This is a genomic window from bacterium (assembly GCA_026708015.1).
In the GTDB taxonomy this organism is placed as follows: domain Bacteria; phylum Actinomycetota; class Acidimicrobiia; order Acidimicrobiales; family Bin134; genus Poriferisocius.
In genome coordinates, this window is sequence record JAPOVT010000056.1 from 52,120 (window position 1) to 78,024 (window position 25,905).

24 protein-coding genes are annotated in these 25,905 nt (G+C 63.8%); 16 read left to right on the top strand and 8 right to left on the bottom strand.

The window, feature by feature from the left end; translation table 11 throughout:
* Window positions 1–9: 9 nt before the first annotated feature.
* On the bottom strand, window positions 10–1,338 hold the full coding sequence (locus tag OXG30_13960; GenBank protein MCY4135995.1) for an MATE family efflux transporter: 1,329 nt from the start codon (window positions 1,336–1,338) through the stop codon (window positions 10–12).
* A gap of 91 nt (window positions 1,339–1,429) precedes the next feature.
* Between OXG30_13960 and ilvD the strand changes: the two genes are divergently transcribed.
* On the top strand, window positions 1,430–3,106 hold the full coding sequence (gene ilvD, locus OXG30_13965) for a dihydroxy-acid dehydratase (protein MCY4135996.1): 1,677 nt from the start codon (window positions 1,430–1,432) through the stop codon (window positions 3,104–3,106).
* Here ilvD and OXG30_13970 read toward each other — a convergent pair.
* A complete protein-coding gene (locus OXG30_13970; protein MCY4135997.1) occupies window positions 3,093–3,665 on the bottom strand; it encodes a hypothetical protein in 573 nt (190 codons plus the stop codon). The two genes, ilvD and OXG30_13970, sit on opposite strands and share 14 nt — an antisense overlap.
* Before the next feature lie 177 nt (window positions 3,666–3,842).
* On the opposite strand from OXG30_13970, the gene ilvB reads away from it, so the two are divergent.
* From ilvB to OXG30_13995, 5 genes are read left to right on the top strand one after another with little or no spacing between them, the layout of a single operon-like run.
* A complete protein-coding gene (ilvB, locus tag OXG30_13975; protein ID MCY4135998.1) occupies window positions 3,843–5,582 on the top strand; it encodes a biosynthetic-type acetolactate synthase large subunit in 1,740 nt (579 codons plus the stop codon).
* An 11-nt stretch (window positions 5,583–5,593) separates the two neighbouring features.
* Complete coding sequence (gene ilvN / locus OXG30_13980) at window positions 5,594–6,127, top strand: acetolactate synthase small subunit (protein MCY4135999.1); 534 nt, start codon at window positions 5,594–5,596, stop codon at window positions 6,125–6,127.
* A 46-nt stretch (window positions 6,128–6,173) separates the two neighbouring features.
* Window positions 6,174–7,211: a ketol-acid reductoisomerase gene (ilvC, locus tag OXG30_13985; GenBank protein ID MCY4136000.1), complete on the top strand. Its 1,038-nt coding sequence runs from the start codon at window positions 6,174–6,176 to the stop codon at window positions 7,209–7,211.
* A 52-nt stretch (window positions 7,212–7,263) separates the two neighbouring features.
* Entirely contained in the window at window positions 7,264–8,610 is a 1,347-nt protein-coding gene (locus OXG30_13990; protein MCY4136001.1) for a bifunctional o-acetylhomoserine/o-acetylserine sulfhydrylase, read from the top strand.
* Between the two features lie 43 nt (window positions 8,611–8,653).
* Window positions 8,654–10,225 (top strand): ABC transporter substrate-binding protein, encoded by a 1,572-nt coding sequence (locus OXG30_13995; protein ID MCY4136002.1) that lies wholly within the window; start codon window positions 8,654–8,656, stop codon window positions 10,223–10,225.
* Window positions 10,226–10,276: 51 nt separating this feature from the next.
* On the opposite strand, the gene OXG30_14000 is transcribed toward OXG30_13995, so the two are convergent.
* Both OXG30_14000 and OXG30_14005 read right to left on the bottom strand, forming a co-directional pair.
* Complete coding sequence (locus OXG30_14000; protein MCY4136003.1) at window positions 10,277–11,704, bottom strand: ABC transporter substrate-binding protein; 1,428 nt, start codon at window positions 11,702–11,704, stop codon at window positions 10,277–10,279.
* A 40-nt stretch (window positions 11,705–11,744) separates the two neighbouring features.
* Entirely contained in the window at window positions 11,745–14,096 is a 2,352-nt protein-coding gene (locus OXG30_14005) for a CoA transferase (protein ID MCY4136004.1), read from the bottom strand.
* Between the two features lie 151 nt (window positions 14,097–14,247).
* Here OXG30_14005 and OXG30_14010 point away from each other — a divergent pair, with 151 nt between their 5' ends.
* The 7 genes from OXG30_14010 to OXG30_14040 all read left to right on the top strand — a co-directional run bounded on the left by OXG30_14010 (window position 14,248) and on the right by OXG30_14040 (window position 20,270).
* Window positions 14,248–15,177, top strand: a complete 930-nt coding sequence (locus OXG30_14010) for an alpha/beta hydrolase (GenBank protein MCY4136005.1) — start codon at window positions 14,248–14,250, stop codon at window positions 15,175–15,177.
* Between the two features lie 55 nt (window positions 15,178–15,232).
* Complete coding sequence (locus tag OXG30_14015) at window positions 15,233–15,466, top strand: ChpI protein (protein MCY4136006.1); 234 nt, start codon at window positions 15,233–15,235, stop codon at window positions 15,464–15,466.
* Window positions 15,460–15,819: a type II toxin-antitoxin system PemK/MazF family toxin gene (locus OXG30_14020; GenBank protein MCY4136007.1), complete on the top strand. Its 360-nt coding sequence runs from the start codon at window positions 15,460–15,462 to the stop codon at window positions 15,817–15,819. The genes OXG30_14015 and OXG30_14020 overlap by 7 nt, the downstream gene beginning before the upstream one ends.
* A 52-nt stretch (window positions 15,820–15,871) precedes the next feature.
* Window positions 15,872–16,813, top strand: coding sequence for an alpha/beta hydrolase (locus OXG30_14025; protein ID MCY4136008.1), 942 nt, complete (start codon window positions 15,872–15,874; stop codon window positions 16,811–16,813).
* 124 nt (window positions 16,814–16,937) lie between these two features.
* Window positions 16,938–18,659 carry an N-6 DNA methylase gene (locus tag OXG30_14030; GenBank protein MCY4136009.1) on the top strand — a complete coding sequence of 574 codons (1,722 nt, stop codon included), beginning with the start codon at window positions 16,938–16,940 and terminating at the stop codon, window positions 18,657–18,659.
* A 145-nt stretch (window positions 18,660–18,804) separates the two neighbouring features.
* Window positions 18,805–19,509, top strand: a complete 705-nt coding sequence (locus OXG30_14035) for a hypothetical protein (protein MCY4136010.1) — start codon at window positions 18,805–18,807, stop codon at window positions 19,507–19,509.
* Window positions 19,510–19,955: 446 nt separating this feature from the next.
* On the top strand, window positions 19,956–20,270 hold the full coding sequence (locus OXG30_14040) for an integrase core domain-containing protein (GenBank protein ID MCY4136011.1): 315 nt from the start codon (window positions 19,956–19,958) through the stop codon (window positions 20,268–20,270).
* Between the two features lie 249 nt (window positions 20,271–20,519).
* On the opposite strand, the gene OXG30_14045 is transcribed toward OXG30_14040, so the two are convergent.
* The gene (locus tag OXG30_14045; GenBank protein ID MCY4136012.1) at window positions 20,520–20,987 is read right to left on the bottom strand and encodes a PPOX class F420-dependent oxidoreductase; all 468 of its coding nucleotides are present in this window, start codon (window positions 20,985–20,987) and stop codon (window positions 20,520–20,522) included.
* Window positions 20,988–21,045: 58 nt separating this feature from the next.
* Window positions 21,046–21,930 carry a crotonase/enoyl-CoA hydratase family protein gene (locus tag OXG30_14050; protein ID MCY4136013.1) on the bottom strand — a complete coding sequence of 295 codons (885 nt, stop codon included), beginning with the start codon at window positions 21,928–21,930 and terminating at the stop codon, window positions 21,046–21,048.
* A gap of 81 nt (window positions 21,931–22,011) precedes the next feature.
* Here OXG30_14050 and OXG30_14055 point away from each other — a divergent pair, with 81 nt between their 5' ends.
* Window positions 22,012–22,776 (top strand): amidohydrolase family protein, encoded by a 765-nt coding sequence (locus OXG30_14055; GenBank protein MCY4136014.1) that lies wholly within the window; start codon window positions 22,012–22,014, stop codon window positions 22,774–22,776.
* A gap of 1 nt (window position 22,777) precedes the next feature.
* On the opposite strand, the gene OXG30_14060 is transcribed toward OXG30_14055, so the two are convergent.
* A complete protein-coding gene (locus tag OXG30_14060) occupies window positions 22,778–23,641 on the bottom strand; it encodes an enoyl-CoA hydratase/isomerase family protein (GenBank protein MCY4136015.1) in 864 nt (287 codons plus the stop codon).
* Window positions 23,634–24,251, bottom strand: a complete 618-nt coding sequence (locus OXG30_14065) for a nitroreductase family protein (GenBank protein ID MCY4136016.1) — start codon at window positions 24,249–24,251, stop codon at window positions 23,634–23,636. Before OXG30_14065 ends, OXG30_14060 begins: the two co-directional genes overlap by 8 nt.
* A gap of 129 nt (window positions 24,252–24,380) precedes the next feature.
* Here OXG30_14065 and OXG30_14070 point away from each other — a divergent pair, with 129 nt between their 5' ends.
* Window positions 24,381–24,590, top strand: coding sequence for an Rdx family protein (locus OXG30_14070; protein MCY4136017.1), 210 nt, complete (start codon window positions 24,381–24,383; stop codon window positions 24,588–24,590).
* 44 nt (window positions 24,591–24,634) lie between these two features.
* Window positions 24,635–25,897 (top strand): cytochrome P450, encoded by a 1,263-nt coding sequence (locus OXG30_14075; protein MCY4136018.1) that lies wholly within the window; start codon window positions 24,635–24,637, stop codon window positions 25,895–25,897.
* Window positions 25,898–25,905 lie beyond the last annotated feature (8 nt).

Sequence of the window (25,905 nt, forward strand, 5' to 3'; positions counted from 1 at the left end):
CGAATCTGCTCAGCGGACGGCGCCGGGAACCAGCCAGCGGGAGCCGGCGAATCGCCAGAGCAGGGCGATCAGGCGGGCGCCCATAAGGGCCCACATGGCCCCCCACAGCCAGCCGATGCCCGCGTCGGCGGCCATCACCCACAGGGCCAAGGGGATGAACACTGCCGCGGCGCCGGCCATGGCCACGGCCAGGAATCGCATGTCGCCGGCGCCGATCAGCACGCCGTCGAGGGCGAACACCACCCCGTTCACCGGCTGGATGAACGCCAAATGCAGCATCAGGAAGCCGACCAGGGACAGCACCGCCTCATCGCTGGAGAACACCAGCGGGAGCCACGGCCTGGTGATCAGCAACACAATGGTGGCGGCCAATCCGGTCGCCAACCCCCACTCGATCATGCGACGGCCCGCGGCCCGGGCTTGGGGCAACTCGTTGGCTCCCAGAAAGCGGCCGATCATGGCTTGTCCGGCAATAGCCACCGCGTCCAGCACCAGGGCCAAGAAGAACATGAGCTGGTAGATCACCTCATGGGCGGCCAATTCGATGTCGCCCAATCGGGCGGCCACGGCCACCGACATGGTGAACGAGGCCCGCAGAGCCGCGGTCCGCAGGAACAGGTCCAAACCGACGACGGCCAGGCGGGCGATCATCGAGCGGTCAGGAGCCATGGTCACTCCATGGGCCTTCACAGCCTCCCGGATCCACCACACGTAGGCCCCGGCGGCGAGCCATTGGGCGACAACGGTGGATAACGCCGAGGCGCCAATGCCGAATCCGAGTCCGTAGATCAGCACCAACTCCAGCGCGAGGTTCAGCCCGGCAGTGAATACCGCCACCTTGAGCGGGCGCAGCGTGTCTTGCAGCCCTCGCAGATAGCCCACCCCGGCCAGCGTGATGAGCATGCCCGGCAGACCGAAGAGGCTGATGCGCAGATATATCCGACCCTGGGCCAGCACCTCGCCGTCTGCTCCGAGGATTCTCAGCAGGGGGTCGGCGAAGACATAGGCCGCGGCGGCCAATACCGCGCCGACCGCAGCGGCCAGCCATAGTCCCTGCACCGCTTGCTGGGCGGCCCGGTAATGGTCTCCCGCGCCGATCAGCCGCCCCACCGCGGCGGTGGTCCCGTAGGCCAAGAAGATGAACAGAGACAGCGCCCCCAACAGCACCTGCGAGGCCACCGCCAGCCCGCCCAAATGAGGGGTGCCCAGGCGCCCCACCACTGCGGTGTCGGCCAGGGTGTAGAGCGGCTCGGCGATCAGCGCGCCCAGGGCGGGAATCGCCAACCGGGCGATCTCCCGGTCATAGGGCGACTTGTGCAAGCCCAATAGCCCTTTCATTTGCGACACGCCCGTTCCACTCCTACCGGGTTGCCGGGTTACCAGCTTTTGCCATGCCAGATTTCGCCATGTCGCTAGATAGCCTGTCGCTATGAGCGACATGAAGCCACGTTCACATGAGGTCACTTCTGGGGCTGAGCGGGCCCCGGCGAGGGCCATGCTGCGGGCAGTGGGCATGACCGACGACGACTGGGACAAGCCCCAGGTGGGGGTGGCGTCGTCGTGGAACGAGGTGACCCCCTGCAATCTGCCGCTGGACCGCTTGGCCAAGCGGGCCAAACAGGGCGTGCGCGACGCCGGCGGTTTCCCCATCGAGTTCAACACCATCGCGGTGTCCGACGGCATCTCCATGGGCCACGAGGGGATGCGGGCCTCGTTGGTGAGTCGGGAGATCATTACCGACTCGGTGGAGGCAGTGATGCACGCCGAGCGCCTGGACGCATTTGTGAGCTTCGCGGGTTGCGACAAGTCGCTTCCCGGCATGCTTATGGCCGCCGCTCGGCTCAATCTGCCGTCGGTGTTCGTGTATGGCGGGTCCATCCTCCCTGGACAGCACAACGGCAAGGTGCTCGACATCGTGAGCGTGTTCGAGGCGGTGGGCGCCCACGCGGTGGGCGACATCGACGATGAAGAGCTCGATGCCATCGAGCGCAATGCGTGCCCAACCGAGGGTTCCTGCGCGGGGATGTTCACGGCCAACACCATGGCCTCGATCGGGGAGGCGCTGGGCATGTCGCTGCCGGGTAGCGCTTCGGCCGCTGCCGTTGACCGCCGTCGCGACGACTACAGCTATGCCAGCGGCACCGCGGTGATCGGGCTCCTGCGAGACAACATCCGTCCCCGCACCATCATGTCCAAGGGGGCCTTCGAGAACGCCATCGCGGTGACCATGGCCTTGGGCGGATCGACCAACGCAGTGCTGCACCTGCTGGCCATCGCCTGGGAGGCCGATGTGGAGCTGGCGCTTGACGACTTCAACAAGGTGGCGGCCCGGGTTCCCCATCTGGCCGACACCAAGCCCCACGGGCAGTACCACATGGCCGACATCGACCGCATTGGCGGCGTTCCCGTAGTGATGAAGATGCTGCTGGACGAGGGCCTGCTGCACGGCGATGAGATCACCGTCACGGGCAAGACCATGGCCGAGAACCTTGCCCTGCTAAACCCGCCCGGACCGGACGGAGATGTGATTCATGGTCTGGACGACCCGCTTCACGATGTAGGCGGAATAGCAGTGCTAACCGGGTCTCTGGCCCCCAACGGAGCGGTGCTGAAGGTGGCCGGCATCGACTTCGACCATTTCGAGGGCCGGGCCCGGGTGTTCGATGGGGAAGACACGGCCATGGACGCGGTGCTGAACGGGCGCATCGAATCCGGCGACATCGTGGTGATCCGCTACGAAGGCCCCAAGGGCGGTCCCGGCATGAGGGAGATGCTGGCCATTACCGGCGCTATGAAGGGCGCGGGCCGCGGCGGAGACGCTGCACTGGTTACCGACGGCCGATTCTCGGGGGGCACCCACGGGTTCTGCGTGGGCCACGTGGCCCCTGAGGCCACCGAAGGCGGGCCGATTGCCCTGGTGGCCGAGGGCGATCGGATTCGAATAGACGTTCGGGAGCATTCCATCGACCTGCTGGTAGACGAGGCTACTCTGGCCGAGCGCCAGGCTAACTGGAAGCCGCCTGAACCCCGCTACACCAAAGGCGTGCTGGCCAAGTACGCCCGCTTGGCCCAGGGAGCCGAAAAGGGCGCCATCACCGAGGCCTGACTCGTTCGTAGAGACTGGGGTCAGACCAGGCCCCAGTGGCGCCGTCGAAGGCCCGGGCCGCGGGGGTCATCCACTCCAGCCGGCCTTGGCGGGCACCGCTGGACGACACTTCGACCAACTCGGGTGCGATGTCCAACTCCGCGCCGCTCGGCACCGCAAATGGCGGTCGGGGAGCGACGGCCAATTCCAATCCAAGCAGGGATTCCACTGCCCGGTCGCGGGCCTCGACCGAGTTCCCGTAGAACGCCGGGTCTTGTACTTGGGCCCATTTGTCAGCGCCCATCACCACCACGTAATACCCCTGGGCGATGTCGACGAGGAGCTGATGATCGGTGACCACAACCTCCACGCCGTCGATATCGGCCACTGACGCCTCCAACACCGCAATGCGGTCCTCGAACGTGGGGACAACCGTTGGCTCCTTGCCCAGCGCCACTCGCGACACCGCAAGGTCCACCCGCTCGAGCCCCCGTTGCCGCGCGGCCGCCCGGGCGATGGCCAGGTGCCCGATAGTGGGCGGGTTAAACGAACCGGGATACACCCCAAACCGTCTTGTCACAAGCGGGCCTTAGCGTTCATACTGGTGGCATCCTATGAAGCGCCATCCCCACACCGGAGCGATTCTCGTAGTACGCCTTTAGCGCGCGGTCCGGGCTCGGCCCGGGAACCGAGCGCTACCGACCTCCCACACCGGGAGGTCTTTCCATTTGGGAGAAGCCCGAAAGGTTGATCCAACATGAAAATGAACGGCGGACAAGCCCTGATGAAGGCCCTCGAGAACGAGGGCGTGGACATCTTGTTCGGGCTGCCCGGCGGGGCCATCCTGCCGGTGTATGACCCGCTGATCGACTCCTCCATCCGCCATGTGCTGGTGCGCCACGAGCAGGGCGCCGGCCACATGGCCGAGGGGTACGCCCACGCCACCGGCCGCCCCGGAGTGGCCATGGTCACCTCAGGCCCAGCGGCCACCAACATCGTCACCCCGCTGTGCGATGCGTATATGGACTCCATCCCCATGGTGGTGGTGACCGGCCAGGTTCCCTACGCCGCCATCGGCACCGACGCCTTCCAGGAGTGTGACACCACCGGCATCACCATGTCGGTGACCAAGCACAACTACCTGGTGACCGAGGCGGCCGACATCCCCCAGGTGATCCACGACGCCTTCTACATTGCCACCACCGGCCGGCCCGGACCCGTGCTGGTGGACATCCCCAAGGACATAGTCGACCCCAACAATCCCCGTTCGGCGATGGAGTGGTACGCCCCCGACAGTCACGACCTGCCCGGCTACCTCCCGAACATCGCGGGCGATGCCGAGCTGATCCGCCAGGCGGCCAAGCTCATCTGCGAGGCCGAGCGTCCGATCCTCTACACCGGGGGCGGCATCTTGAAGTCGCGGGGTGCGGAGGCCCTGTTGGAGCTGGCCGAGATGACCGGCATCCACGTTGTCACCACGCTGATGAACCGGGGAGGCTTCCCCGACGACCATCCGCTGTGTTTGGGCATGCCCGGTATGCACGGCAACTACACCGCGGTCACCGCCATGCAGGAGGCCGACCTGCTCATCGCGCTGGGCGCCCGTTTCGACGACCGGGTCACCGGCAAAGTGGGCGAGTTCGCCCCCTTGGCCAAGGTCATCCATGTGGATATCGACAGCGCCGAGTTGGGCAAGGTTCGCCGTCCTGACGTGGCCATTCAAGGCGATTGCCGGGTGGTCACCGAAGAGCTGGTCAAAGCGCTCAAGGAGATGGGGGGCAGCGAGGCCCAGCCCGACCGCAATGCCTGGCGGTCCCGCATCAGCGGCTGGCAGGAGCGGTTTCCCCTGACCTATGAGCAGTCCAAGGGCGACGATCTGCTGAAGCCTCAATACGTGTTGGAGCAGCTCCGGGATTCCACTCCGACCGACACCATCGTGGCCTCGGGAGTGGGACAGCACCAGATGTGGACCAGTCAATATTGGAAGTTCAACCACCCCTACACCTGGGTCAACTCGGGCGGCTTGGGCACGATGGGGTTCGCCATTCCCGCGGCTATCGGAGCCAAGGCGGGCCGACCGGACCGAATGGTGTGGGCGGTGGACGGCGACGGCTGCTTCCAGATGACCGCTCAAGAGCTGGTCACCGCGGCCACCGAGGGGTTTCCCATCAAGGTGGCTCTGATCAACAACGCCTATTTGGGGATGGTCCGCCAGTGGCAGGAGATGTTCTACGAAGAGCGCTATTCCGAGGTGTACCTGACCCGCGACGTGCCCGACTACAAGCTGTGGGCCGAGGCCCTGGGATGCGTCGGGCTTCGGGTGGAGTCACCCGAAGAGGTTGGCCCGGCCATCGAACAGGCCAATGAGATCGACGACAAGCCGGTGGTAGTGGAGTTCCGGTGCGAGGCTGAGGAGAACGTCTTCCCCATGGTTCCAGCGGGCATGTCCAACAGCGACGTCGTGGTCGACCCCTCCCAGCGGGACCGGCCCCGATGAGCCCAAATCCAATGAACCCAGTCCCCGGCTCTGACGGCGGAGGCACCACCACCCTGGTGGTGCACGTTGAGAACAAAGCCGGCGTGCTGGCCCGGGTGGCCGGGCTGTTCGCCCGCCGGGGCTTCAACATCGAGTCGCTGGCCGTGGCCCCCACCGTCGACGAGCGGTTCAGCCGTCTCACCATCGTGGTCGGGGTGGACGCCGCGCCGATGGAGCAGGTGGTCAAGCAGCTGGACAAGCTGGTCAACGTGGTGGATATCCAGGAGCTGAATCCCGCCGCCAGCGTTGAGCGAGAGCTGATGATGGTCACCGTCCGGGCCGATTCCGAGATTCGGGGTCAGATCCTGGATCTGGTGCGCATCTTCCAGGCCACCGTGCTCAATGTGGGTTACGACGAGATCATGGTGTCTCTTACCGGATCGCCCAGCCGAGTGGATGATTTCGAAGACCTTCTGCGACCCTATGGGATTGTGGACGTGCAGCGCACCGGCAAGGTGGCTCTGTCCAAGCTGGTCAAGAACGCCCCCGACCCTCTGGGTCCCTGATCAGAACAAGATCAATAGCCAATACCGACGACTGTAAGGACACCAAATGGCAACCGTGTTGTATGAGAATGACGTCGACCGCTCTCACATCGCCGATCGAAAGGTGGCGATCCTGGGGTACGGGTCGCAAGGCCACGCCCACGCCCTGAATCTGAAGGAGTCGGGGATCGACGTGCGAGTCGGGCTGCGGGAGGGTTCGTCGTCGGCAGCCAAGGCCGCCGAAGCGGGGTTGCGAGTGATGTCGATGGCTGAGGCATCGGCCGAGGCTGACATCGTCATGCTGCTTCTGCCCGACACCGAGCAGTCCGACATCTACCAGGCCCACATCGAGCCCCACCTCCAGCCCGGCGACGCCCTGTTCTTCGCCCATGGATTCAACGTGCGATTCGACCTGATCGCAGCTCCCGAGGGCGTGGATGTGGCCATGGTGGCCCCCAAGGGCCCCGGCCATCTGGTGCGGCGCACCTATGTCGAAGGCGGCGGCGTGCCCTGTCTGATCGCGGTGGGCCAAGACGCCTCCGGAAATGCCCGGGACCTGGCCTTGGCCTACGCCGACGCCATCGGCGGCGCCCGCGCCGGGGTAATCGAAACCACCTTTGCTGAGGAGTGCGAGACCGACCTGTTCGGCGAGCAGGTGGTGCTGTGCGGCGGACTCACCTCGCTGGTGACCGCGGCATTCGAGACGCTGTGCGAGGCCGGATACCAGCCCGAGGTGGCCTACTTCGAGTGTCTCCATGAGCTGAAGCTCATCGTCGACCTCATGTACGAGGAGGGAATCGGCGGGATGCGCTATTCCATCTCCGATACCGCCGAGTACGGAGACCTGAGCCGGGGCGACCGCATCATCAACGAGGACACCCGGGCCGAGATGAAGAGGATCCTGAACGAGATCCAGAACGGATCGTTCGCCGAGGAGTGGATGAGCGAGAGCCGCAGCGGCCGGCCCAACTTCCTGCGTCTAGAAGCCGAGGGCCAAAAGCACCCCATCGAGCAGGTAGGGGCTGAGCTGCGGGCCATGATGCCCTGGATCTCCGAAGGCCGCCAGAGTGTCCAAGCTGTATCCGGAGGCCAGGGGAAGGAATAGTCCCCGGGCCAGCCTTCGATAGCTGCGAAACGGCAGCAATTCATTAGTATCTATCCGGCAACTCCGAAAGGAAGAGAGAAGAGCCGTGAGCGAAAACTGGGGCTTTGAGACCAAGCAGATCCACTCCGGGCAGGAACCCGATCCGGCCACCGGATCGCGGGCCGTGCCCATCTACCAGACCACCTCCTATGTGTTCCGCGACACCGAACACGCCGCTGCGCTGTTCGGTCTGGCTGAAGTGGGCAACATCTACACCCGGATCATGAATCCCACCCAGATGGTGCTGGAGGCCCGGCTCTCCGCGCTGGAAGGCGGCACCGAGACCGCCATTGGGATCCCCGGCGCGCTGGCCATGGCCTCAGGCCAGGCCGCGGAGACGCTGGCCATCTTGAACCTGGCCGAGTCGGGCGACCATGTGATTTCCTCTGCGTCGCTGTATGGCGGCACCTACAACCTTCTGCACTACACCCTGCCCAAGATGGGCATCGAGGTGTCGTTCATCGAGGACCCCGACGACCTGGGCGCTTGGAAGAACGCCATCCAGGAGAACACCAAGGTGCTCTACGCCGAGACAATCGGCAACCCCAAGAACGACTGCCTCGACATCGAGGGCGTCGCCGCGGTGGGCCACGCCGAGGGAATCCCGCTGATGGTGGACAACACGGTGCCGTCTCCCTATCTGATCCGCCCGCTGGAGCACGGGGCCGACATCGTGGTCCACTCCATGACCAAGTTCATCGGCGGCCACGGCAACTCCATCGGGGGAGTCATCATCGACGGCGGCACCTTCGACTACGGGGCCAGCGGTCGTTTCCCCAACTTCACCGAGCCCGACCCCAGCTACCACGGCCTGGCTTTCTGGCCGGCTTTGGGCAACGGTTCCTTCATCATCAAGGCCCGGGTGCAACTGCTTCGGGACATTGGCGCGGCCATCTCACCGCAGAATGCCTTCTACTTCCTCCAGGGCCTAGAAACGCTCAGCATGCGCATGGAGCGGCACTGCTCTAACGCCAACGCGGTGGTCGACTACTTGGAAGGCCACGACCAGGTGGAGTCTGTGCAATTCGGCGGCCTGCCGTCCAGCCCGTGGCACGAGCGGATGAATCACTACACCGGCGGCAAGGGCTACGGCTCGGTGCCCGCCTTCCACATCAAGGGCGGACGCGATGCCGGTGAGAAGTTCGTGAACGCTCTCACCCTGCACAGCCATGTGGCCAACATCGGCGATGTGCGCAGCCTGGTGATCCACCCGGCGTCCACCACCCACTCCCAGCTCACCGAGGAAGAGCAGGTCAGCACTGGGGTGTACCCCGGACTGGTGCGGCTCTCGGTCGGTTTGGAGACGGTGGACGACATCATCGCCGACTTGGAGCAGGGCTTCGCAGCTGCCCGCGGCTGACCCCGCCGCCCGCGCAACCTCTACTTCGTGCGACGATAAAGGCGTGCGGCTCGCCCGCTTCCTCAAGTTTGCAACTGCGCCGTTCGCGTTGATGCTGGCGCTGGCCTTGGCCGTCGCGGGCTGCAAGACCCCCGATCTCCAGGGGCCGCTGGTGTCGTCGCCCGAACTGGCCACCCCCACTCCCACCCCCGAGCCTCAGGACACAGTGGTGCCCGGACCGACAGCCGAGCCGATTCGTTCCGGGATCAGCGATGAAGTGGTTCGCATCGGGGTAATCGCCGACAGCAGCACCGGCAACCCGGTTACCGGGGGGAGCGAAGCGGCATGGCTGGCCATGCGGGCCTGGGCCCAAGCGGTGAACAGCAGCGGCGGCCTGGGTGGCCGGGACGTGGAGGTCGTCCTTTTCGACGCCAACGTGTTCGACCACCGGGCCGCTATTCAAGAGGCCTGCGAGAGTGACATCTTCGCCTTGGTGGGGTCTTATGCCCTGTTCGACGGCGATGGAGCGGACCTCTTGAACGACGAGTCCTGCCTCTTGCCCGACTTCCCGGCTGCCGCACTGAGCCCGGCTCGGCGGTCTTCGCCGGTGACGTTTGTCTCCAATCCAACATCCAATACCGTTTGGCAGGCCGGTCCGGCCCAGTTCATGAGCGAACGTTTCCCGGCCGCCGCGGCCGCGGTGGGCACGGTGGTGCTGGACGTGCCGGCGGCGTTCTATCGGGCCCAGCGGGATATCGAGGCGGCCACTGCTGGAGGACTCAACTTTGTCTTTCAGGCCACGGCCGACGTGATCGATGAGGACTACGACGCGCTGGCCTCAGCCATGTTGGAAGCCCAGGTTCTGGGGATCACCTGGTCAGCCGACAGGAATCGGCTGATGGAACTGCTCCAGGCCCGGGCCGACCTTTTTGAGCAGCTGCCGACCTTCGATTTTCCTGCGCCCGAGGAAGAACCCACCACTCGGCCCGAAGTGGAGCCTGGCGATACTTCCGAAGCGGGCTCTGATGAGACGGGCGAAGGAGAGCCCACTGCCGATTCTGAAGTCGGGCCCCAGGAAGGGGAGGCAGAAGAGGAGCCCACGGATGGGCCAACCTTCGTCCTCTGCGGCGCCGACTGCTACTCGCAGAGTTGGGCGGCCGAAGTCGCCAAACTGGGGTCGGATCTTTGGGTGAGCATCGGGGTGCTTCCCTTTGAGGAGCCGGGCGACAACGTCGAGCTGGTGAGGTACGTGCTCTTCTTGAGAGAGGAAGTGGACGAGGAAGCCGAGGTGGACTTGATTGGCCTGTCCAGTTGGGCCTCAGCACTCTTGTTCGAAGAAGCGGTCAACCGGGCGATGTTCACCAGCGGCGGGGGACTGACCCGGGAGCTGGTGATTGAGGCGGCCCGCACCATAACCGAATGGGATGGCCGAGGCTTGCACGGGCCGACCAATCCTGCCGAGGGTATCCCGTCGCCATGCTTCCTGCTGATGAGCCCCACCCCCAGTGGCTGGATCCGCCGCCACCCCGCCACCCCGGGCACCATGGACTGCGATCCCGACAACTTGGTGGAGCTGGTGGAATCGGCCACCCTAGGGATCGACCCCAGCCGCCGCGATTCAGCCGGCTTGTCGTAGGGGTTGCGGCGACGATTCCCGAACAAATGGAGGTCGTGTTGTTGACCGGGGTCAGTTGCCGCTGACGAATTCGCTGTTCTCGGAGTCCCAGTAGAGCCGGACAAGCGGTGCGTTGTCAGCGCTGTACTTTCCTTCGCTGAGGGAGGCGGAGGTGGTGCCGGTGAGATCAAATGATCCCAGGCCACGGGCGGCCTCGAGGAACGATTCTTGGGTGAGCACCGGACCTGCGGTGCTGGCGATGGCAACGAAGAGGTCAACACCACGACATGATCGGATAGTCGGGGGGAGGTTGTTGGGCCTCGGGTTGGGGACATTGACGTTGACCACATTGCCGCTGCGGGTTTCATAGTTCTCGACGCATTCTCGAACGCCGGCTTCGCCAGCGTTGTAATAGTCTTGGAGCGTCGGGAAGCCGTAGGCATACAAGTCGACCTGGCTTGGGTCGTAGCCGAGTTCGACATACCCCGCCTTGCTGACCGAATCGGTGATGACCATCAGATCGCTTCCGGCCCGCTCCACGCCTCCAACCGCTCCGTAGCCAGCTGTATTGAAGGCCAAGACGGCATCTACACCATCAGCTTCTGCTCGTTCGATCCAGACGTCGACTTCTGCTTCCCCTGCCGGGACATCACCGGGTGGCGCAGTTCCGGACACCGCTCGGGTCACGGTGCCGCCGGCAGCTTCAACCAGCTCCTGCACTGGCCCAAGGAGGAACTCGTCATCACTCGATGCATGGATCTGGATCTTCCGACCGTCGATCAGCCCATCAGCCTTGGCAGCATTGACGAGACTGGCGATCCTCTCAATGAGCCCCCCCTGAGTGGTAAAGAGCAGCCCGCCGCTTCGACCGATGACGTCGGGTGCCATCTCGGCCGTGTTCACGGCCAGCGCCCCGTACAGCTCGGTGTAGCAGAGCACTCCGTCCCAGAGGACGAAACCCACAAACGCGAAGACCTCTTCGTCTTCGATGAACTGCACGCATACTGCCTCGATGGCAGAATCGTCGACTGGCGAGTATTGCCCGAACACCGGTACCAGCAGTCGCCCATTGACGCCTCCCGCGTCGTTGGCCCGGTCGATTGCGGCCTGCCACTGGGCCTCGTGGTCGCCGTTGTCGATGCCGAATTCGGTGACGTCGACGAACCCTACGCCGATCTTGATCTCAGTCTCGGTGACTCCGCGGTACGACGCGGTGAGCACCACCGGCTCGGGCTCGGGCTCCTCGGGGGCCGCCTCTTCAGCCGCAGTCTCTTCGGGCTCGGCGTCTTCGGGCTCTCCCTCCTCGGGTTTTGGGGCCTGAGGCTCGGCCTCGGATTCGGCGTCTTCCGGTTCAGCAGCTTGGGGTGCAGGTGCCTCGGGTTCCGCTTCTTCGGCACTCACCGGTGGGGCATCGCCGCCCGCCTCGGTGTTGTCGCTGCCTCCGCAGGCTGCCGCCACAAGCGCCAATGCGAGAACCAGAGCCAGGATCCATCGCCGCATCTTCCTGTCCCCCGAATCTTGCTGAGCAAAGGGTAGTCAACTAGAGCCCGGCGGGGCGGGTGCCGATGACTCCCTTGGCCTCGAGTTCAGTCAGCTCTTCGTCTGACAGACCCAACTCGCCGCCCAGTACCTCGTGATTGTGCTGGCCGAGGGTGGGGGCCGGGGTTGTGGTCCAGGGACCGGGTGACGTCTCGAACCGGAAAGGCAGGCTGGCCGCGGAGACTTCGCCGCATACCGGGTGTTGGATCGGTTCGATGAATGAGCGGGTCCGAAGCTGGGGGTGGTCGCCGATCTCGGCGGGCAGCACCATTGCGCTGGCCGGAATCCCGGCGTCGAGGAGTTGCCCCACCGCGTCGGCGTCGGTTTGGGGGGCCACCCATTCGGCAATCCCAGTGTCGATGGCGTCGGCGGCGGCCCGGCGCTTGTCGGCGGTGTCGTAGTCAGCCCAATCGGGGCGGTGGAGCAGGTCGCAGAGAGCCTTCCATTGGCAGCCGTCGGCCACCGCCACGGCCACCCAGCGTTCGAAACCGGCGGCGAGGTACACCCCCTGGGGCGCGGCCCGCGGTCCCCGATTGCCCTCTCGGGGGAGTTGGCGGCCAAGGGCGGAGTACTCCACCAATTGCTCGGCGGCGGCGTTGAGAGCGGCGGCCACCATGGTCACTTCCACCAGCCGTCCTTGGCCGGTGCGGTCCCGCTCCTCGAGGGCGGTGAGGGTGGCGAACACCGCGTGCATGCCGGCCAGCGGGTCGCACGGCCCCCGGGGAATCTGGGGATCCTCGTCCGGGTATCCGGTGATGTTGGCCATCCCGGTGAGCTGTTCCATGGTCTGGGCGAAACCGGTGTTGTTGCGCCAAGCGCCGCTGAGGCCGAAGGCGGGCATCCGGGTCATGATCAGTTTGGGGTTGATTTCTAACAACCGCTCCCAGGTGAGGCCAAAGCCTTCCATCACCCGAGGAGTGAAGTTCTCGATCACCACGTCGGCATCGGCAATCAGCCGCTCGGCCACCGCCACCCCTTCGGGAGAGCGGAGGTCGAGGGTGATGTCCCGCTTGTTGGTGTTGGCCCCGTGGAAGACCATGCCCCACTCCCACCACTGGTCCGCCGAGGGCGGGCGGGCGGAGGCGAAGCGCATTCCGTCGGCCCGCTGCACGGATTCGATTTTGATCACGTCGGCGCCGAGCAGGGCCAGGGAGTGGCTGGCGATGGGGCCGGCCCACCAGGCGGTGAAGTCGATCACTCGTAACCCGGCTAGAGGGAGCGCAGCGGGCTCCCCCCGGTTGGGTTGGGGGGTGTGGGCTTCGATCTGACCGGTGTGCTCTCCGGCGGCAGGGACCGGTCCGAATGGCCGGGTGGCGGCGCCGTGCAGTTTGTAGGGGATGGCGGGCTGGGTGAATCCGCCTGAGGGGTTGGTGGTGAAGGCGTCTCGGCCGGAGAACGCCTCCAGGGTGGGCACGGTGGCCCCGTTGCCGATGGGAGCCACCGGTATTCGCCGAGCCGATGCCTCGGCGATCACCTCGGCGGTGGTGCGCTGGGTGGTCCAGGCGTGCATGGCGGCTCGGAACTCGTCTCGCCGCTTCCAGCGGCCGCCGTAGCCGCACATCTCCTCGTCTTCGAGCCAATCGGGGCGACCGATCATCACCAGGAAGTCCAGGAATTGCTGGCGGGCCACCGTGCAGAAACCCACATGACCGTCGGCGGTGGGCTCGATAGAGGGAAGCTCTACATTGCGGCCGGGACGCTCGGGGTTGGTGTCGCCGCTCAGCTCGGCGGCGATCCACGCGTAGGTGTTCATGGTCATGACCATGGTCTCGAACATGGACACGTCTACGTGGTCGCCTTGACCGCTGCGCCCGGCCGCTCGGGCCGCGGCCAGCGCCCCCACCCCGGCGTATATGGCCGCGGTCCACTCGCCGATAACGCCACCGGCCTGCACCGGGGGTCGCTCGGGGTTGCCCCGCTTGCCGATGCCCCCGCATTCGGCCTGCAAGGTGAACTCGGTGGCCGGCCTATGGGCATAGGGGCCGGTGCGCCCCCACGGGGAAATTGACACCAGCACCAGAGCGGGGTTGGCCTGGCGGGCAGCGTCGATTATTGCCGGGGCAAGGCCCTGGTCAGTGGAGTCGATGAGGATGTCGGCGCTGGCCACCATGTCGGCTATGGCCGGGTCGCTGGGATCGCCGATCACCGAGCGCTTGGATGTGTTGAGGAACTGGAATAGCGGGCCGTCTTTGTCGCCTAGCTCCGCGCCTGACGCCGACCAACGCCGTAGGGGCTCGCCGCCGGGAGGCTCGACCTTGATGACGTCGGCCCCCGCGTCGGCCAGCAGCTTGCCCGCATAGGAGGCGGCGATACCCCCGCCCACCTCGATTGCCCGGAGGTGCTGGAGGATCATCGACAGCTGGTGGGGTCGACAGAAGACATCGCCCGGCAGATTACTCAGCAGGGAAGTGGGGCAGCCATGCCAGCGGTTTGGGCACCAGTGGGGTACGGGTGGCCTAATATTCGCGCTCGTCGAACAGGTCCAGTGGATGGAAGGAGTTGGCATGGCCACGGTTGCGCTGCATGAGGAGATCGAGCCGCTCAAGGACATGGTGCCGCTCGGGGTGATCAATGCCGACGTCTTGCCCGAGTTGCGGGCGACGCCGCTGGGGGAGCCTCCCGTACTCAGCGATGCGGTGGAGCGCACCGACCACGTGGTGGATGAGGCCAATGGTGTGGTGGTGCGGGTTCACCGAGCGGTGGGACAGGAGGGTGCTGTGCCGTGCGTGTACTCGATCCACGGCGGCGGGTACATCCTGGGCAGCTACGAAATGGATGATGCCAAGTTCGACAAGTGGTGCCCGAAGTACGGCATCGTCGGGGTGTCGGTGGAGTATCGGCTGTCGCCGGAGACGCCCTATCCCGGGCCGCTGGAAGACTGCTACGCCGGCTTGAAGTGGACGTATGACAATGCCGATGAGATCGGCATTGACCGGAACAAGATCGGCATCACCGGGGTCAGCGCCGGGGGAGGGCTGTGTGCCGCGCTGGCGCTGTTGGCCCGGGATCGGGGCGAGGTGCCGTTGCAGTTCCAGCTCCTGGACTGCCCAATGCTCGATGACCGCCAAATCACCCCGTCGAGCCGGCTCGACGATCTGCTGATCTGGAGGAGAGAGTCGAACGCGTTCGGCTGGCAGAGCTACCTAGGCGACCTCTACGGCTCTGATGATGTGCCCTACACCGCGGCGCCTGCTCGGGCTGAGGATCTGTCGGGCCTTCCTGATGCCTACGTCTGTATTGGCGGGGCCGACGGCTTCCGCGACGAGGACATCACCTATGCCATGCGGCTCTACAGCGCCGGCGTGCCTACCGAATTGCACGTGTATCCGGGCGCACCTCACGGTGTCGCCCTTTTCGCCCACCTTGAGATCGCCCAGCGCTATTCCGCCGACCAAGAAGACTGGCTCCGCCGCCAGCTAGCGCGGCTCGGCTGAGCACCTGCGGATTCGCGGGAATGCGCAACTGGTAATACCGGGTTATACTGGGGCTGTGAAAGTCGCAGTTTCCATTCCCGATGCGGTATTCGAAGCCGCTGAGGAGTTGGCCGCCCGTCGGAGGTGTTCTCGTTCGAATCTGTACGCCGAGGCATTGGAGCGGTTTTTGGCCGAAGCAGAGGGCGATAACGTCACCGCTCGTCTCGATGCCGTGTATGCCGAGGAGTCCTCGGGCCTTGATGAAACGCTGAAGCGAGCGCAGGCCGATGCGCTGTCAGATTCCTGGTGATTCACCGGGGTGAGATCTACTGGGTGGATCTACGAGAACCAACGGGATCAGAACCAGGCCGCCGTCGTCCAGTGCTTGTTGTGTCCAGCGACCGGTTCAACCAGAGCAGGATCGACACTGTGCTGGCGGTGGCCATCACTTCAAATCTCCGCCTCGCTGCCGCTCCCGGCAACGTTGAATTGCCTTCAGATACCACCGGTCTAGACCGCGACTCAGTGGCCAACGTCTCGCAGATCGTGACGATCGACAAGGCCTTGTTGTCAGACTGGGTCGGCCGGGTCGACCCCGCCACAATGCGGTTGATTGAGGCAGGCATGGGACTGGCCCTCGACCTGCCGATCTCCAGTCAATAGGGATTGCGATGTCGGGCTACCGTGACCAGTCAGCTTGCGAAATGGAGTTGAAGTGGCAGCGGTTTCGCTAGACGCCGAGATCGAGCGGCTCAAGCACACGGTGCCGACCCGTGATCTCAGCGTTGAGCTGCTGCCCGAGATTCGGGCCACATTGCCGGTTCAGTTCCCCGAGCTGAATGATGCGGTGGAGCGGTCGGACCATGTGGTGGATGGGGCCAACGGGGTGGTGGTGCGGGTGCACCGCCCGCGGGGGATTGAGGGCGCTTGGCCGTGCGTCTATTCGATCCACGGCGGGGGTTACATCCGAGGCACCTACGACATGGACGACGCCAAGTTCGACCGGTGGTGTCCGACCTATGGCATTGTCGGGGTGTCGGTGGAGTACCGGCTGGCGCCGGAGACGCCCTATCCCGGGCCGCTGGAGGACTGCTACGCCGGGTTGAAGTGGACGTTTGACAATGCTGATGTGATCGGGATCGATCGGGACAAGATCGGCATCACCGGGGTCAGCGCCGGAGGCGGTTTGTGCGCCGCAGTGGCGCTGCTGGCCCGGGATCGGGGCGAGGTGCCGTTGCAGTTCCAGCTGCTGGATTGCCCGATGATCGACGACCGTCAGATCACCCTGTCGAGCCAAATCGACGACCTGGTGATTTGGAACAAGGCGAGTAACGCCTTCGGCTGGAAGAGCTATCTGGGTGACCTCTACGGCACTGATGATGTGCCCTACACTGCGGCTGCGGCCCGGGCCGAGGATCTCTCTGGCTTGCCGGAGGCCTATGTTTGCGTCGGTGGTGCTGATGGCTTCCGCGACGAGAACATCATCTACGCCATGCGCCTCTATGGCGCCGGCGTGCCCACCGAGCTCCACGTCTACCCCGGTGCCCCCCACGGCGTCGGCCTCTTCCCTAACACCAAGATTGCCCAGCGCTACGCCGCCGACCGAGAAGACTGGCTCCGCCGCCAACTAGCGCGGATGGGATGGTTGATGGTCTAGTCGAATCTAGGCAGGGGATTCTGCTCTAGCCAGTGGCGGGCGTGGCTGTAGTTGTCATCGCACATCGCTAATGTATTGATATGAGATTTCACCGGTGTAGTTTGCGCCGTGCAGGATGTGCGGGGTGAGCGGCGACCGGCAGTTGCCGCTCTTGGAATCTCAGAGGTCGATGTTCAGAGCCGACTCTCAAGGCGAGTACGGAGAAGTGTTCACTCGGCGGTGGGTCGTAGACCTGATGCTTAACCTTGTCGGCTATACGCCTGAGGCCGACTTGGGAGGAAAAGTGATCCTGGAGCCATCCTGCGGATGTGGGGCGTTTCTGCTTCCTATCGTCGAGAGGCTTGCCGAGTCATGTGCTACGTATGGGCGCTCGTTGTCCGAGCTTGAGGGGGCCATCGCCGGATTCGATCTGCTTGACCACAATGCTGAGATCGCTCGCAAGGGAGTGGTGGCCAAACTGGTCGATTTGGGTGAGACCCTTGAGGACGCAGAGCACCTTGCCTATCGATGGGTCACAACGAGTGATTTCCTGCTGAGCGAAGAGCCGGTACACCCTGCTGATTTTGTAGTAGGGAATCCGCCGTATGTCCGTCTTGAGGACGTCCCCGGGGAAGTTAGCGATGCTTATCGGTCAATGTGGCCAACCATGCGAGGTCGAGCAGATGTCTACATCGGGTTCTTTGAGAAGGGGTTGTCATTGCTAGGTCCAGGGGGGCGGCTGGCCTACATCTGCGCTGATCGGTGGATGCGGAATCAGTATGGTGCGCACCTCCGTAAATTGGTGTCGAGCCGATATGCCGTGGACTCGGTCCTGGTCATGCATGATGTTGACGCGTTTGAAGAAGAGGTGTCGGCATACCCGGCGATAACCATGCTTCGAAATGGTGTCCAGGGTCCTGTGCAGGTGGTGGATGCCAACGATTCCTTCGATCAGGCCGAGGCTTCTCTGATGCTCGAATGGCTGCGCAATCCACGGCAGGCCTTTTCAGCCTCACGGGGCTTTGAGGCGGGGGAGTTGACAAGCTGGTTCAAGGGTCCAGACTTGTGGCCGGCAGGATCTCCGCAGACGCTTGAATTGCTAGCTAATCTCGAAAACCGGTTCGCCCCACTTGAAGACTCTCGGACGGGGACACGGGTTGGAATTGGTGTTGCTACGGGATGTGACGAGGTCTACATCCGGGCTGAGGCGGATGGGGTGGAGACCGATCGTTTACTTCCTCTCCTGACCGCAGGAGATATTGCAACAGGTCGTCCAGAATGGTCGGGGAAGTACCTGATCAACCCCTGGGGGGAGGATGGGCTTGTGGATCTGCATGACTACCCCGGACTGGCAAATCACTATGGGCGACACAGCAAGACGCTTCGTTCTCGCCACGTCGCCCGAAAGCGGCCGAGATCCTGGTATCGGACAATCGACCGGATTGACCCTGAGCTCATTGATCGGCCCAAGCTGTTGCTTCCAGACATCAAGGCGCTTTCCCACCCCGTCTTGGACACCGGTGGCTTCTACCCTCACCACAACCTCTACTACGTTGTTTCAGACGCATGGGACCTTGAGGTGCTGGGCGGACTCCTTCTGTCGGACATCGCCAACCTGTTTGTGGGTGCCTACTGCGTCAAGATGCGAGGCGGCACCTACCGATTCCAGGCACAGTACCTACGCAAGATCCGAGTACCCGCCCCCGATTCCATCAGTCCAGGATTGAAAGAACGTCTGCGAAGCGCCTTCAGCGGGCGGGACCGTCGGGCCGCGACAGAAGCTGCGGCAGAGGCCTATGGCATGACCATTAGCCCCGATCAGCTTGGCCGGCTCTCTCATCGTGGCATTCAATTGAGCAGGAGTTGACAGGAAGAGTCAATAGATGCCCACTCCAACCAATGCTCGATGGGCTACAAGTCAGCGTTGTACACCGTTCATGAATGTGTATGACACTGCTGAGGCTGATGGGCACACAAGCTGGAACCAAGTAGAGCAGGCGTTCCTTCTAGCCATGTCTCAGTTCGACGCCTCCATCGCCGCATCCGTCGGCGCAGATATGACGGACGACGAGAAGTCTGAACTTGGTGCTGATCTCCAGAATGGCAAGGGCGACTTTTTCAACGATCTACTCGTTCTTCTCCTCAAGCAGTGCTCGGGTGTTCAACTCCTGACATCTCGTCGACCCGTGCCTGGGCTGATCGTGCCCGTACACAACCTCGACTGCGTCTATCCAGCAGAAGGGGATCTCCGGTTCATGCTCGAGGCGAAGATGATGGGGACACCCAAGCACATCAACTCACCGAAGCAGAAGGAGAGCGGACGCCCCGGATCAGCCGATATCGATAAGCGGGTCAAAGAACTTGCTTTCAAGTGCATTGACCTGAAAGGCGAATTCAGCAGGCGCCAGGCCATGAGTGGCACAGCGCCACGTACCGGGGGACCGGGTGGAGGTGATCTGACCACCTGGCTCCGCTCAGTCGAGCCGAAGATCTATTTCTTCGTTGCCGTTCGAGTCATCAGCGACAGCGACTTTGAGCGCACTCTCAGATGGGCATCGACGGCGCAACAGGTCCTAGATGCCGTCGGTCTCTACTGCTTCGAACCCACCGACGGCACGTTCACCGATTACCAACGACGCGAAGGCGTCCCACCAGATCTCCAGCTCGAACGAGTGCTTTACAAGGCGTGCGTTGATCTACAAGCAATGCACCAATAGCAACGGCTGAGTCAGGCGGCAAGAAAACGTCAACCAGTCCGTAGCTTACAAAATGGACAAGGGGCCCTGACCGGACCCCGTTTTTTGGTCCACTTGATGTGTCCTCCTTTTTTCGGTCTCGGTTTGTGAGAGTGGTGGGGTTCCGAGCTGGGAGGTGCAGCGATGCCGTTTTCGTATTCGTCGGAGTTCCGGGGGATGGTGCTGGACCAGATGCGGGCTGGCCGGCCGGTGGCCGTGCTGGCCCGGGAGTTGGAGATGTGCGAGTCGACGCTGTATCGCTGGAAGCGCCAAGACCGCGCCGATCAGGGTTTGGCGCCCAAAACACCACCCGATCCTGCCGCCACGCGACCGTCGGCCGCCCCGGCGACGGCACCTGCCCCCGATACAGCTGAACCCCCCGCTGGCGCTCCCTCATCGTCGACACAACAAACACCTCCATCATCGAGGTGTTGCGACGACCGATTGAATCCGGCCAATACACGTCGTGGGCGTTCAGCCAAAAGCTCCGAAAAGAGAACCTGATCCAGTCACTGGGCACCACAGGCGACGCGTTCGACAATGCCGTGGTCGAAGCGTTCTGGGCGCGACTGCAAACCGAGCTGCTGGACACGAAGAAATGGAAGACCCGCACCGAGCTGGCCACTGCGGTCTTCGACTGGATCGAGATCTTCTACAATCGGACCCGGCGCCACTCATCGCTCGGCAACATCTCACCCGCCGAGTACGAGAAACGCCACCAACAACAACCACACGCCGCCTAACTCCCGCAAACCAGTCCAACAAACGGGGCACATCAGGTGGACGAACCTCAGGGGGTCACGCCACTGCCACCACAGCATTCACGATCATGATTGGCGAGTAGCCCAGGATCCCGACACCCGTCGCTGGATAACTAAGCCGCCACCTGATCCGTTCCCTGATGACGGAGTTGATTCGGCTCGATTGGATCAGCGCAACCCCGTGCTCAGACGATGACAAGCAATCCTGAGTAGAGGAGGGAGATTCCCAGCTCAGGAGTCTTCGACCAGGCGGGCGGGGAAGCCGCCCTTGGAGATGGGGCCCCATTGGTCGATGGTGAGGCGGATGAGGCACTTGGCTTGGCGGGCCATGGCCTCGCGGTACTCGTCCCAGTCGGGGTGCTCGCCGGAGATGACGCGGAAGTACTCGACCAGGCCGTCGAGAGCCTCGGGCATGTCGAGAACCTCGGCGGTTCCGTCGAGTTGCATCCACTCGCCGCCGAATTCGTCTGACATCACCACCATTGAGGCGGCGGGGTTGCGCTTGGCGTTTACCGACTTGGCCCGCTTGGGGTAGCTGGACACCACCACCCGGCCGCTGGTGTCGAGGCCCAGCGTCACCAGTGAGCTTTGGGGGCGCCCGTCGCGACGGGTAGTCAGTAGCACGCCTCGGTGCCGGGGGCGGACGAATTCCTCCATCTCAGCCCGGTCGACGTAGCGGTCGGTAGCGATTGAAGCCATGTGTTGAACCTAGTTGGAACCCGGTGAGATGAGCCTGTCGCCAGAACTACTGGAGCCGCTACAAATTGCGTCGGACGGGCAGCAGATTCTGGAAGACCGGGTCGCGGCCTTCGGCCCTTGCCGCGAACACCTCGGCCATGTCGTCGGGGTGGAACATGCCGGACTGCCAGGTGGCGACGTAGTTGAGGCTGTCGGCCACGCTGTGGTCGCGGGTGTAGTTGAGCATCTCCTTTGATCCCCAAATGGCCAGCGGCGACCGGGCGGCGACCTCACGGGCGATTCCGAGCACGCCGTCCAGCATGGCGTCTTGGTCGGGATACACCTGGTTGACCAATCCCGCGGCCTGGGCATCATCAGCAGTGAGCCGGCGGCCGGTGTAGGCCAGCTCGCGGGCCAGCCCATCGGGAATGATCTGGGGCAGCCGTTGCAAAGTGCCGAGGTCAGCAGTCAAGCCGATGTTGATCTCCTGGATGCAGAAAAAAGCATCGGCAGTGCAGTATCGCATGTCAGCGGCACTGACCATGTCCACCCCTCCGCCTACGCAACCCCCCTGAACCGCGGCCAACACAGGCATTCGGGCCTTTTCCAGACAGCTGAATGACTCCTGAAGGGTCAGGGTCAAGTTGCGGATCTCCGCCCGGACCCGGCCGAACTCTGGCGTCTCTGCTGGTTCTGCATCAGCATCCGAACCACCCGAGACCTGCGACTCTGGTTGAGTGAACACCGACAGGTCCATGCCCGCAGTGAAGTGGCGTCCGGTGGAGGAGATCACCAGCGCCCGAGCCTCACCGGTGTCCGACAGTTCGTTCACTGCGGCGGGCAGTTCAGACCAGAACTCCGGGATCATAGTGTTCTTGACTTCGGGCCGCGAGAGCTGCAAATGGGCTATCCCGCCTTCGAGGGCGATCTCGAAGCAGGTGTACGTTGGAAATGAACCAGCCATCTCTGGGCCTCCTCTCGTTCCCTCGACGGACCAATTGACTACAGGTCGGCGTCGGGGGGTGCTACCGAGCAAACTAATCCAGTGCTCGTGGTGGATACCCATACCCACGTGATTTCTGATGACTTGGAGCGATATCCGCTACAGGTGGCCGACTATCCGGGGGTGGAGTGGGTGTACGAGGCACCGGTCACCGCCGAGGGGCTGTTGGCCGAGATGGCAGATGCCAATGTGGACCGGGCGGTATTGGTCCAGGCCCTCGGGGGCTACGGCACGGACAATTCCTATGTCGTAGATGCTCGAGCGGCCTATCCCGACTCGTTCAGCGCGGTGGCCATTGTGGACGATCCGGCTGAGCTTGACGCATTGGCGGTGGCCGGGGTTGGCGGTGTGCGGTTCTACGCCGTCGGCGGGGGAGGGCCGCTGCAAGATGCGGCCACATGGGACATCGCGAGACGGCTCGGCCTCCGGGTCAGCGCGGCCACCGTGCCCGAGTACCTGCCCGCGCTGGGCGAGGCGGTGGCTTCCCATCCAGATGTGATCTTGGCTCTGGATCACTGTGGATTCGCTCCCGAGTCGATTGGCGACTACGCCCATCTGGAGAACTTGTACTTGAAGGTCACCCCCCATGTGCTGGATGCCGGCGAACCGGTGGCCATGCTGGAGCGACTGGCCGAGCAGTTCGGCCTCGACCGGCTTATGTGGGGATCGGACTATTCGCAGACCCACGATCGGCCCTACACCGAGCTGGCCGATCAGGCGCGGGCGGCCTGCGCGGCGATGTCTTCAAGCGAGCAGGCTCAGTTCCTGGGCGGCACTGCGCTGGCCCTCTGGCCAGAGCTGGCTTGAGCTAGTCCAGTTCCAGCATCTGGTCGACAACCGCAGCCATAGCGGCAGGGTTGCGCTCAACCTCTCGGGTTTGGCCGCCGGCGTCGAGGAACCGCTGCATCAGAGGCACGTGCTGGCCGGTAGCGGAGCAGGCCATCATCGCCTGGGTTTCGGTCAAGAGTCCGGGCTCCACTGGTCCGAGGGCAGCATCCACGGCTTGCTTGGCCTTGGTAATCGACAACCGCGGCGATGCGGCGATGCGACGGGCCACCTGGGCGGTGTGGGCCCGAAGCTCATCGGAGGGCAGCACCCGGTTGACGTAGCCGATGGCTGCGGCTTCCTCAGCGTTCACATCGTTGCCGGACAAGACAATCTCCAGTGCCCGGCTGCGGCCCACTAGTCGGGCCAGCCTTTGGGTTCCGCTGGCCCCGGGAATGATGCCCATGGCCACCTCAGGCTGGCCCAACATGGTGCGAGGTCCGGCGAAGCGCATGTCGAGCGACAGCAGAAACTCCGATCCGCCACCCCGGGCAACGCCGTCGATCATCCCGATGGTGGCCACCCCGATAGTTCGGCACCGGTCGAAGGTGACCGCGGCCATGTTGGGCTCGGCGGGCACATCAGCAGAGGCCTCCATGGCCAGGATCTGCTCTACGTCTCCGTGCATCAAGAAAAACTCCGGATCCGCGCTCTCAAACACCAGCACGCTGACATCGTCGCCTGCTTCATTGGCAGCCTCGACCGCGTTCAGCAAGCCGATCAACCCGCCGATCAAGACTCCGTCTACCAGCTGCTTGGGCGGATGGTCGATCACCACCCAGCCGATGCCGTCGTCAACGCTTAGCGAAAACGGGCCAAATGTTTGCTCACTTGCTTGTTCATTCATGAGTGCCCTCCCATTCATTCCAGAAACAGACTTCAGACAATGGCCGGCGCCGTACCGGGCCGAACGGTACCGCGGGCCACCCCATCGGGATGCCGCACACAATGTGAATGTCATCGGGAATCCCAAGCACCTCTCGCACCTCATCGGCTTGGAAGGTGTGCAGCGTGGTCAGAACCGTGCCCAATCCCAGGCTGCGAGCCGCCACCAGGAGATTCTGCACCGCGGGGTAGATCGAATGGCTCACTCCCCGCTGGGTGGAGCACACGATGATAAGTACCGGCACGTCGCCAATCTCGCGGGCGAACTTGGCAGCCTTCTCGACGATAGCGGTCTCTTGGTTTCGCAGCCATTGGGTGCCGGCCGCGGCTGGATTGTTGTAGGCCTCTTCCTGGGCGTCCAGGTACAGCTCGCCCAACCGGCGGCGCTTCTCAGGATCAGTAACCACCACGAAGCGGGCGAACTGGCCGTTGATGGCGCTGGGGGCTCGGATGGCCGCGTCCAGCACCTGGGTGATCAACTCCTCGGGAACCGGGTCGGGTCGATAGCGCCGTACCGCCCGCTGGGTGTGCATGGCCTCGAACACGCCGACTTCGGCGGTTGCTTGGTTCATGGGCGCAGAGAGTAGTGGGCGATGAAATGAATAGGCTGGCCACGCTCTCGGCGGTAGCCTGCACCCATGGCGCAAAAGCACCGCATCACCATCACCTATTGAGTTCCTTGAAACTATTCCGAGCACGCCGTGAGCGCTGCCAAGGACTTGCTTCAGAACTACCAGCACATCATTGAGGATCTGACCCTGGTGACTGGTGCATCGGGCATCTTCGACGTGGAAGTCGACGGTGAGATGCTCTATTCCAAATACGCCACCGACTGCCACGCCGACCCCGGCGAGGTGCTCAAGCTGTTTTCCGAGCAATACGCCCAAGGAGTGCTTGTCTACGGCTCGTAACCGCTGAGCCAATCTGAGCGGGCTTGATTGCCTACGCTACGGGCGTGGATGCCGAGCCAGCAGATGTCACTGTAGATATCGACCACCAAACCCCGGAGTTTGTTGCCGGTCGCCACAGCCGCTACCACGAGCTACGGGAGCGCTGCCCGGTGGTGTTCAACGAGCACTACGGCGGGTTTTGGATGGTCACCGACTACGAGTCGGTAGCCCAAGTAGCCCGAGACAACGAGACTTTCGCCCACAAGTACGAGCCCGATGCCCCCGACGGCATCTCCTACCAAGGCATCTGCGGCGTTCCCCGACCCGGTTATATCCCCCGCCAGGGAGTATCCGAGATCGACGGGCCCGAACATGCCGACCTGCGGCGGGTGCTGAATCCCCTTATGACCATCAACGCGGTCGAGAGCAATCGCCCCCGCATGGAAGCGGTGTCAGCCTGGTTTATCGACGAGATCATCGAGTCGGGTAAAGCCGACTTGGTGCTCGACTACACCACCCCTGTGCCCGCCGTGTTGACGCTCGAGATGATGGGCATGGTTTCGTCCAACTGGCAGCACTACGCCGATTTCTTCCATGCCACGTCGTCGTATGAGCCCACCGACGAGCGGTACCGGAGCGCGATCACCCACCAGCCGGAGATGTGGGCTGAGCTCAGGGACTTCGCCGGGTTCCGCCGGGAGAACCCGGCCGACGATGTCACCACCGCACTGGTCTCCTCACCACTCGACGGCCGAATGCTGAGCGACGACGAGGTCACCGCCATCATGTGGAACCTGGTGGCCGGAGGCCTCGACACCACCACGGCTCTGGTGTCATGGGGCCTGCACCACCTGGGAACCCACCCCGAGGACCGCGCCCGGCTCATCGAAGATCCCAGCCTCATTCCCGTCGCGGTGGAGGAGTTCCTCCGCTTCTACAGTCCTAGCGAAACCCTCACCCGTACCGCCTCCCGCGACGTTGAGCTGGGCGGCCGCCAGATCCGCCAAGGCGACATTGTGCTCATTTGCTGGGTGACAGCCAACCACGACCCGGCGGTGTTCGATGACCCCGGCAGCATTCGCATCGACCGCGCTGCCAACAAGCATTTGGCGTTCGGTCTGGGCGGCCACCGCTGCATCGGATCGTCGATCGCCCGCATCGAATCGGAGCTGATGCTGAGAGACATCCTTGCCCGCATGGGCGACTACGAGATCGACCCCGACGGATTCATGCCCTATCCCGGCAACCTGCTCTTGACCGGCGTGGTGTCGATGCCGGCCACCTTCACGCCTGGGACACGCTCAGGGGCAGCCGATCCCTTCGCCTGACGGCTGCG

What these genes read in the sequence shown, in the direction of transcription:
- OXG30_14035 (MCY4136010.1), top strand. Translation starts at nt 18,805, where the DNA reads ATGTCTCAGTTCGACGCCTCCATCGCCGCATCCGTCGGCGCAGATATG.
- OXG30_14065 (MCY4136016.1), bottom strand. Translation starts at nt 24,251, where the DNA reads ATGAACCAAGCAACCGCCGAAGTCGGCGTGTTCGAGGCCATGCACACC.
- OXG30_14000 (MCY4136003.1), bottom strand. Translation starts at nt 11,704, where the DNA reads ATGCGGCGATGGATCCTGGCTCTGGTTCTCGCATTGGCGCTTGTGGCG.
- ilvC (MCY4136000.1), top strand. Translation starts at nt 6,174, where the DNA reads ATGGCAACCGTGTTGTATGAGAATGACGTCGACCGCTCTCACATCGCC.
- ilvD (MCY4135996.1), top strand. Translation starts at nt 1,430, where the DNA reads ATGAGCGACATGAAGCCACGTTCACATGAGGTCACTTCTGGGGCTGAG.
- OXG30_14050 (MCY4136013.1), bottom strand. Translation starts at nt 21,930, where the DNA reads ATGGCTGGTTCATTTCCAACGTACACCTGCTTCGAGATCGCCCTCGAA.
- ilvB (MCY4135998.1), top strand. Translation starts at nt 3,843, where the DNA reads ATGAAAATGAACGGCGGACAAGCCCTGATGAAGGCCCTCGAGAACGAG.
- OXG30_13960 (MCY4135995.1), bottom strand. Translation starts at nt 1,338, where the DNA reads ATGAAAGGGCTATTGGGCTTGCACAAGTCGCCCTATGACCGGGAGATC.
- OXG30_14010 (MCY4136005.1), top strand. Translation starts at nt 14,248, where the DNA reads ATGGCCACGGTTGCGCTGCATGAGGAGATCGAGCCGCTCAAGGACATG.
- OXG30_14005 (MCY4136004.1), bottom strand. Translation starts at nt 14,096, where the DNA reads ATGATCCTCCAGCACCTCCGGGCAATCGAGGTGGGCGGGGGTATCGCC.
- ilvN (MCY4135999.1), top strand. Translation starts at nt 5,594, where the DNA reads ATGAACCCAGTCCCCGGCTCTGACGGCGGAGGCACCACCACCCTGGTG.
- OXG30_14060 (MCY4136015.1), bottom strand. Translation starts at nt 23,641, where the DNA reads ATGAATGAACAAGCAAGTGAGCAAACATTTGGCCCGTTTTCGCTAAGC.
- OXG30_14045 (MCY4136012.1), bottom strand. Translation starts at nt 20,987, where the DNA reads ATGGCTTCAATCGCTACCGACCGCTACGTCGACCGGGCTGAGATGGAG.